8 protein-coding genes are annotated in these 7,204 nt (G+C 62.4%); 2 read left to right on the top strand and 6 right to left on the bottom strand.

From position 1 onward, the window contains the following. Positions 1 to 385 (top strand): carboxymuconolactone decarboxylase family protein (locus VIW95_RS13370; RefSeq protein WP_331587307.1); only part of this gene is annotated, 385 nt, incomplete at its 5' end. 10 nt (positions 386 to 395) lie between these two features. Next, positions 396 to 1,112, top strand: coding sequence for a class I SAM-dependent methyltransferase (locus VIW95_RS13375; protein WP_331587310.1), 717 nt, complete (start codon positions 396 to 398; stop codon positions 1,110 to 1,112). Positions 1,113 to 1,143: 31 nt separating this feature from the next. Here the strand turns inward: VIW95_RS13375 and VIW95_RS13380 are convergent, their stop codons facing one another. The 6 genes from VIW95_RS13380 to VIW95_RS13405 form a co-directional block, all read right to left on the bottom strand. Further along, on the bottom strand, positions 1,144 to 1,569 hold the full coding sequence (locus tag VIW95_RS13380; RefSeq protein ID WP_331587312.1) for a DUF6306 domain-containing protein: 426 nt from the start codon (positions 1,567 to 1,569) through the stop codon (positions 1,144 to 1,146). Positions 1,570 to 1,613: 44 nt separating this feature from the next. Next, positions 1,614 to 1,973, bottom strand: a complete 360-nt coding sequence (locus VIW95_RS13385) for a TSUP family transporter (protein WP_331587314.1) — start codon at positions 1,971 to 1,973, stop codon at positions 1,614 to 1,616. 80 nt (positions 1,974 to 2,053) lie between these two features. Beyond that, complete coding sequence (locus VIW95_RS13390) at positions 2,054 to 5,188, bottom strand: efflux RND transporter permease subunit (RefSeq protein ID WP_331587316.1); 3,135 nt, start codon at positions 5,186 to 5,188, stop codon at positions 2,054 to 2,056. Further along, the gene (locus tag VIW95_RS13395) at positions 5,185 to 6,282 is read right to left on the bottom strand and encodes an efflux RND transporter periplasmic adaptor subunit (RefSeq protein WP_331587318.1); all 1,098 of its coding nucleotides are present in this window, start codon (positions 6,280 to 6,282) and stop codon (positions 5,185 to 5,187) included. Before VIW95_RS13395 ends, VIW95_RS13390 begins: the two co-directional genes overlap by 4 nt. Next, positions 6,279 to 6,884, bottom strand: a complete 606-nt coding sequence (locus VIW95_RS13400) for a TetR/AcrR family transcriptional regulator (RefSeq protein WP_331587320.1) — start codon at positions 6,882 to 6,884, stop codon at positions 6,279 to 6,281. Before VIW95_RS13400 ends, VIW95_RS13395 begins: the two co-directional genes overlap by 4 nt. A 102-nt stretch (positions 6,885 to 6,986) precedes the next feature. Next, a partial coding sequence (locus VIW95_RS13405; protein WP_331587322.1) for a queuosine salvage family protein occupies positions 6,987 to 7,204 on the bottom strand: 218 nt, incomplete at its 5' end.

Raw genomic sequence — 7,204 nt, forward strand, 5'->3', positions numbered from 1 at the left:
ACTGCGCGAGTTGGCGATCCTCCGCACTGGAATTGTCGGCGAGTCGCGGTTCGAATATTCGCAGCATCTCAAGGTCGCGCGGATGGTGGGGGTTTCGGAAGACAAGCTGGCGGCGATAAAAGGCTGGGCGGTCAGCGACAAGTTCAGCGACGTCGAGCGCGCCGTGATGCAGGCGACCGATGAATTGGTCGGGCGTAATCTGGTCGAAGATGAGACGTTCGCGGCGCTGAAAAGTCATCTAGCCGACGAACAGATCATGGAGCTGTTCTACGTGATCGGGCTGTGGCGGATGCATGGAATGATCGTGCGCGCGCTGCATCTCGAGTATGACGCGGATACGACGGCGCGCATGACGGAGGTGCCAGCGCCGTCGCCGCAGAAGTAAATCCGCCGCGATGAAACTGTACGACGAGCTCGCGGAATGGTGGCCGCTCTTCTCGGCGCCCGAAGACTATGCGGAGGAGGCGGCGTTCTTTGCGCGCGTGCTGACTGAGGCGTGCAAACCTGCGCCGCGCACGGTGCTCGAGCTTGGATCCGGAGGCGGGAACAACGCGCTCTATCTCAAATCTAGATTCGAAATGACGCTGGTCGATCTGTCGCCGCAAATGCTCGCAATCAGCCGCAGGCTGAATCCCGAATGCGAGCATCGCGAGGGCGATATGCGCACGGTGAACCTTGGGCGCACGTTCGATGCGGTGTTTATCCACGACGCGATCGCGTACATGACGAGCGAGGCTGACCTCAGCGCCGCGATCGGCACGGCGTACCGTCACTGTAGCGTGGGCGGGGTCGCGCTGTTCGTGCCGGACTGCGTGCAGGAAATCTTCGTCGCTGAGACCAGGCACGGCGGACATGACGGCAACGACGGTCGCAGCCTTCGCTATCTGATGTGGTCTTTCGATCCCGATCCGACCGACACGACGTATCGAACCGACTTCGCGATTGTGCTGCGCGACGCGCGCGGCGACACGCGCGTCGTGCACGATTCTCACCTCGAGGGTGTTTTTCCGCGCGCTAAGTGGATGCACCTGTTGCGCGAAACAGGATTCGAACCGCGCACATTGATGGACGAATGGGGGGGAGAACTGTTCATCGCGAAACGTCCGGGCTAGCGCTCCGGCGCGGGTCGCATTTCTTGCGCGGCTAGGTTGCGGACGTGAGGCGGATGACTTCGGCGCGGCCCCATTCCACTTCGGCGCGGTGCCGGTTCGCCATCGCGGTCAGGTAGTCGTGTATCGGGCCGTCCGCGGGCGCTAGCGCGAGGGCGACTTCGGTTTTGCGCGCCGCCCATTCCTGGCCGCGCGAAAGCAGGTTCAGGCGATCGCGAATCGAGTCGAGCGCGGAGACCTTGCGCGCGAACGGTCCGACACCGCTCGACGGCTTGCCGCCGTTGCCACGAATCAGGGCCTCGAGTTCCTCGGCGTTGCGCTGTTCCATCGCGCGCGAGCCGGCCAGGAACTTCTTCAGCTCTTCCTGCTTGACGTCGGCGATCAGCTTGTCGAGCGCGAGCACTCCGGCGCGCTCGGATTCGAGCAAAAGGTTGAGTGCCTGTTCGAGCTGGGCGTCCACATCGCGAACTTAGTAAGGGCAATAGTGAATCGCAAGGCGACCATCTATTTGTAGAGCATCCGGATTGAGGTCAGCAGCAGGAACACGCCGAAAATGCGACGAAGGGTCGCCGCGGGCATTTTTACCGCATACACCGCGCCGATATAAGCGCCGATCAGCAATCCCACGCCGAGCAGTAGCGCATATGTGACGTTGAGATGGCCGTGCCTGTAGTACTCGTACGCGCCGAGGATTCCGACGGGCGGAAGCAGCGCGCCGAGCGAGGTGCCGACCGCGAGATGCTGATCGAAACCGAGCGCCAGCACGAGCACCGGCACGATCAGCACGCCGCCACCGACGCCGACGAATCCGCCCAGGATGCCGGCGGCGAGTCCGAGTGCAAGAACGATAGCGATTTCGCCCATAGTCGTTTTGTCTCCAGCGCTCACAATTTCGCGAGCCTATCAGAACGCAGGAGCAGGATTGAAGGACGGGACGCGCGCGGCTAGTCGATCGCTTCGCGTTCGAGATCGTCGTTGTAGTGCGGCTCGACCAGCTTGAGCCTTACGGGCGCCTTGCGGAAACTGCGGAACCAGTTCTCCATATCGTCGAACAGCGAGAAAGCGACCGGCGTAAAGAGCAGCGTGATCAGCAGGCATAGCGTCTGACCGCCGATCACTACCAGCGCGATCGCGCGAACCGAGCTGTCGCCCGCGCCCTGCCCGATTGCGACGGGAATCATGCCGGCGACCAGCGCCGCCGTAGTCATCAGGATCGGCCGCAAACGATCGCGATTCGCGGTCAGAATTGCCTGCCGGCGAGGCAGTCCCGCGCGAATCAGGTTGAGCGTCTGATCGAGTTGCAAAATCGAATTCTTCTTCACGATGCCGAATAGCAGCAGGATGCCGAGCGTCGAGAACAGCATCAGGTGCTCGCGGAAGACAAACAGCGAGATCAGCGCGAACGGGACCGCCAGCGGCAGCGACAACATGATCGTGATCGGATGGATGAAGCTTTCGAACTGCGCGGCCAGCACCATGTACATGAAGATGATCGAGAGCAGGAACGCGATCACGAAGCCGGTAACCATTTCGCCGTAAATCTTGCTTTGGCCGCCGAACTCAGTGACATAGCCGGCGGGCAGGTGAATCTGTTGGACTTCGCGCGTGACGGCGTCCATCACCTTGTTCATCGCGAATCCGGGCGCGAGGTTGAAGACGATCGATATGTTGCGCTGGCGATCCTGCCGGTCGATCTGCACCGGGCCGGTCCCGTGCGTCAGCGTCGCGACGTTGTCCAGCCGCACCTGGCCCACTCTGCTGGAAGGAATCGTCAGCCCCGCAACCACCACCGGATTGTTGCGATCCTTGTCCGCCAACTGCAGGCGCACGTCGTAGGTATCCTGGCCTTCGCGAAAGCGCGTGATCACGTCGCCCTGCACCATCGTGCGCATGGTCTGCGCTATATCGTCCACCGACACGCCGAGGTCCGCCGACTTGCTGCGATCGATATTGACCTGCAGCTCCGGCAGCCCGCCCTCGTAGCTGGAATCGAGATCGACGATGCCGGGTATCTTCCTGAGCCGTGTCATCAGGTTGTCGGCGTACGTGCGCAGCGTGTCGAGGTCGGGACCGCGCATGTCATATTCGACGGCGACCTCGCGATAGCCACCCTGCTCCCACGGCTTGATCGGATCGACGCTGACGCGCAGCGCCGGGAACGCGTCCATCAACTTGCGCGCGTCGGCCATCACGAGTTCCTGGCTGCGGCGTCTCTGATCGAGCGGGAAGAGTTTCGCATCGACTTGCGCGACCGTCACGCGATCGTCGCCGTTGGTGTCGCCGACGGTGGTGAACAGGTCGCGAACTTCGGGGATCGTCCGCAGGCGATTTTCTATCTGTGCGACTATCTGATCAGTATGCGCGAGCGAATATCCGGGCGGCGTGCGGATGTTGACCGCGAATTCGCTCGAATCGTCGTCGGGCATGAAAGTCGCCCCGACCAGTTTGCCCAAGAACGGAATCGAGATGATCAGCGCGACCGCGACGACGACCAGCACCCATCGATGGTCGAGCGACCAGCGCAGCGCGAGGTCGTAGTAGTCCTCGATCCAGCGGAAAATTCTCCAGTCCTTGGTGCTGTTGTGCTTCGTGCCGCCCGCGCCTTTGGCTTTCAGGTAGCGCGAACAGAGCATCGGCGTGAGCGTGAAGGAAACCAGCAGCGAGACCATGATCGCGAACGCCATCGTCAGACCGAACGAATTCAGGAAACGACCCATCACACCGTGGATGAACGCGACCGGCACGAAGATGACCGCGAGCGACAGGGTCGTCGCGCTGACGGCGAGACCGACCTCGGCAGTGGCCGCCTTCGCCGCCGACATCGGGTCCATGTTCTTTTCTTCGATGAAGCGGAAAATGTTTTCGAGCACGACGATGGCGTCGTCGATCACGATTCCGACCGCGAGCGTCAGCGCCAGCAGGGTCATGCGGTTGAGCGTGAAACCCATCCACAGGATCAGCGAGTAAGTCGCGATAATCGAAACGGGAATCGCAACCGCGGCGATCAGCGTCGAAGTGATCGAGCCGAGAAAAAAGAACACCACGATCGCGGCGCACAGCCCGCCGAGCCAGAGATGCTCCTGCACGGTGTCGACGGCGGCGCGGATAAAGGTGGACGCGTCGCGCGTGAAGATCACGTCGACGCCGGGCGGGAGAGTACCCTTGATCGTTTCGTAGCGCTGCTTGACGCGATCCACGATCTCGATCGTGTTCTCGCCCGACTGCTTGCGCACGATCAGCGACACCGCGTTCTTGTTGTCCCATCGCGACAGCGAGCGCGGCTCCTTGACGCTATCTTCGACCGACGCGACGTCGCCGACCGTCACCGGTCGTCCCTCGACTTCGCTGACTATGATTTTTGCGAAATCGGGAACCTCGGTGATTCGGCCGAGCGTGCGCAGCATCTCCTCGGACATGCCCTGCTTCATGCGGCCGCCGGGGTACTCGACGTTTTGCCGCGAGAGCGCAGCGCCGACTTGCTGAATCGTCACGCCGGTCGCGTGCAGTTTGTCGGCGTCAACATCGACGTGAACTTCGCGCTCGCGTCCACCGACGATATCGATCGAACCGACGCCGTCGACTGATTCGAGCGGTTCCTTGAGGCGCCGGCGCGCCAGCTCGGTGAGCTCTTTCAGGCTCTGGTAGCCGGTGAGCGTGATCGTCACCACCGGCACCGCGTCGAGGTCGAACTTCTGCACCAGCGGCGGCTTGGTCCCGTCGGGCAGCTGATCGAGCACGGTCCCAATCTTGTCGCGCACGTCCTGCACGGCGGCGTCGAGGTCGCGCTCGAGCTTGAACTGGATGGTGACGCGCGAAACGCCTTCGAGCGTGGTCGAGCGCATCTCGTCGATTCCGCTGACGGTGTTGACGGCTTCCTCGATTGGCTTGGTGACGCGCGCCTCGGTTTCCTCCGGCGCGGCGCCGGGCAGGAACGTCGTAACCATCACGGTCGGTACATCGACCTTAGGAAACAGATCGACGCCGAGGCGCATGTACGAGAACCACCCGAGCACGACCAGCACGCCGACGAACATCGTCGCGAAGACCGGACGGCGCACGCAAAGGTCGGCGAGAATCACGACTGCTCCTTGGCGGTCACCGCGGTGCCGTCGGCCAGGCGATCGACGTCGCTCACCGCGACGTGCTCGCCCTCCTTCAGCCCGACGGTGATTTCGGTCTGGTCGCCAACAACGCTGCCGGTCGTCACCTCGCGCGCACGCACTACTCCCTGCTCGACGACGAACACTCGCGCGACGCCGGCGTAGCGCAGCACCGCGGCGCTCGGTACGAACAACGCGCGATCGTGGCCGAGATCCATCGTCACGTGGGCGAAAAATCCGGGCTTCAGCGCGCCGTCGGGGTTGGCGACCTCGGCCTCGATCAGCAGCGTGCGGCTGCTTTCATCGAGCGCCGGCGCGATACGCGTGATCTTCCCCGTGTATGAGGCGCCCTGGTTTGCGTCGATCGCGAGCTTCACCGGCATGCCGACGCGCGCTAGCGGGACGAACCGTTCGGGCATCGGGCAGCGCAGCTTGATCGGGTCGGTCGCGATAAGTTCGTAAATTTCCTTGCCGGGCGATACGTACTCGCCGAGCGAGACCATCCGTTTTTGCACGGAGCCGCTGAACGGCGCCTTGATTTCCGTGTCGCCGAGTTTTTTGCGCGCCATCGCGACCGTTTCAGTCGCCGACTCTGTGTCCGCTTGATCGACGCGCAACTGCGACGCGATTTGATCGAACTGCTCCGCCGAGATGCTCCCTGATTCCTTGAGCGTCCGCGCGCGATTGTAGCGAGCGGTCGAGTTGGCGAGCTTTGCGCGCTCCTGGTCGAGTGCCGCCTGCGCCGTTTCGACCCGCAGCTCGTATTCGCGCGGGTTGATTTTCAGCATCACCTGGCCCGCCGTGACCTTGTCGCCGAAGTCCGCGATAACTTCAGCTACTCTGCCCTCGACCTCCGACGACATCACCGCGTGCTCGCGCGGAAAGAGCGCGCCCTGGACCTCAGCGGTGCGATCGAGACTCTCCTGATGCGCTGTGGCGACGGCGATCGCAATCGGCGCCGGTCCCGACTTGTTTTCGACTTCCGCCGCGGCCGGCTGATGGCATCCAGCAAGAGCGAGCGCGCCGAGCGCAGTTGCGAGCAGTGAGAGCGCCGGAATATTGAAAATCTTCATGGGAGCGCCGCGATCCCTCTGAGAAAAAGTTCCACGACCGCTTCCGCGTCGGATTCGAGCGGACTCGACGCCAGCTTGAGCAACCGCCGCCGCAGTGAGCCGGTCAGCATCTCGCCGAGCATGAACGCAGCGAAATGCGGATCGATCTGCCGAATCGCGCCGCGATCGATCGCGTCCTGCAGCACTGACGCCATGAAGTCGAGATGGCCGGCGTAAACCCGCATGTATTCGCGGCCAGCCTCCGATTCGAGCTCGATATCGAGCGAATTGCCGATGATCAGCGTCTTCAAAAAATCCTGGTTCGATGCCTGGATTCGGAACTGGGCCAGGATCAGCTTGCGGATTCGCTCGAGCGGCGGTATCGACGCGTCGTCCGACGCGATCGTCTCCGCCACCATCTCGCGCAAACCCTCGAGCACCGCCGCGTGGACCAGCGCGTCCTTGGTATCGAAATACAGATAGATAGTGCCCTTGGCGACCTTCGCTTCCTCGGCGACGCGATCTACGGTGGTGCCCTGCATACCGTATCGAGCCATCACGCGGCGCGCGGCTTCGAGGATCTCGCGGACCCGGTATTCCTTGATTACCTCTTCTTTGGTCATGGCGAAACTGGACAGTCAGTCAAATGAACGTACGGTCAGTCTAGGCGGATCGTCAGATTTGACGCAAGCGGATCTGGCATTGGGGAAAGAGGGTCGCTGCCTCTAGTAGAATACGGTGCGCGTGCGATGACGGGGTTTGGCGCGCTTATATTCGGGAGAATGGCCTCGGGTCCAGAGAATGAAATCGATGTTCATTGCAGTGGCGAGACGTCCCGCGCGGCGCAATTCCTCGACCATCAACTCGACTGCGTGCAGTGCACTCGCGCGAATCTCGACCTCTTCGGGAGCGCCGGCCGAGATGAGTTCTTCGCGGTCGATGC

Source organism: Binatus sp. (SeqCode) (assembly GCF_036522015.1).
GTDB lineage: Bacteria > Desulfobacterota > Binatia > Binatales > Binataceae > Binatus.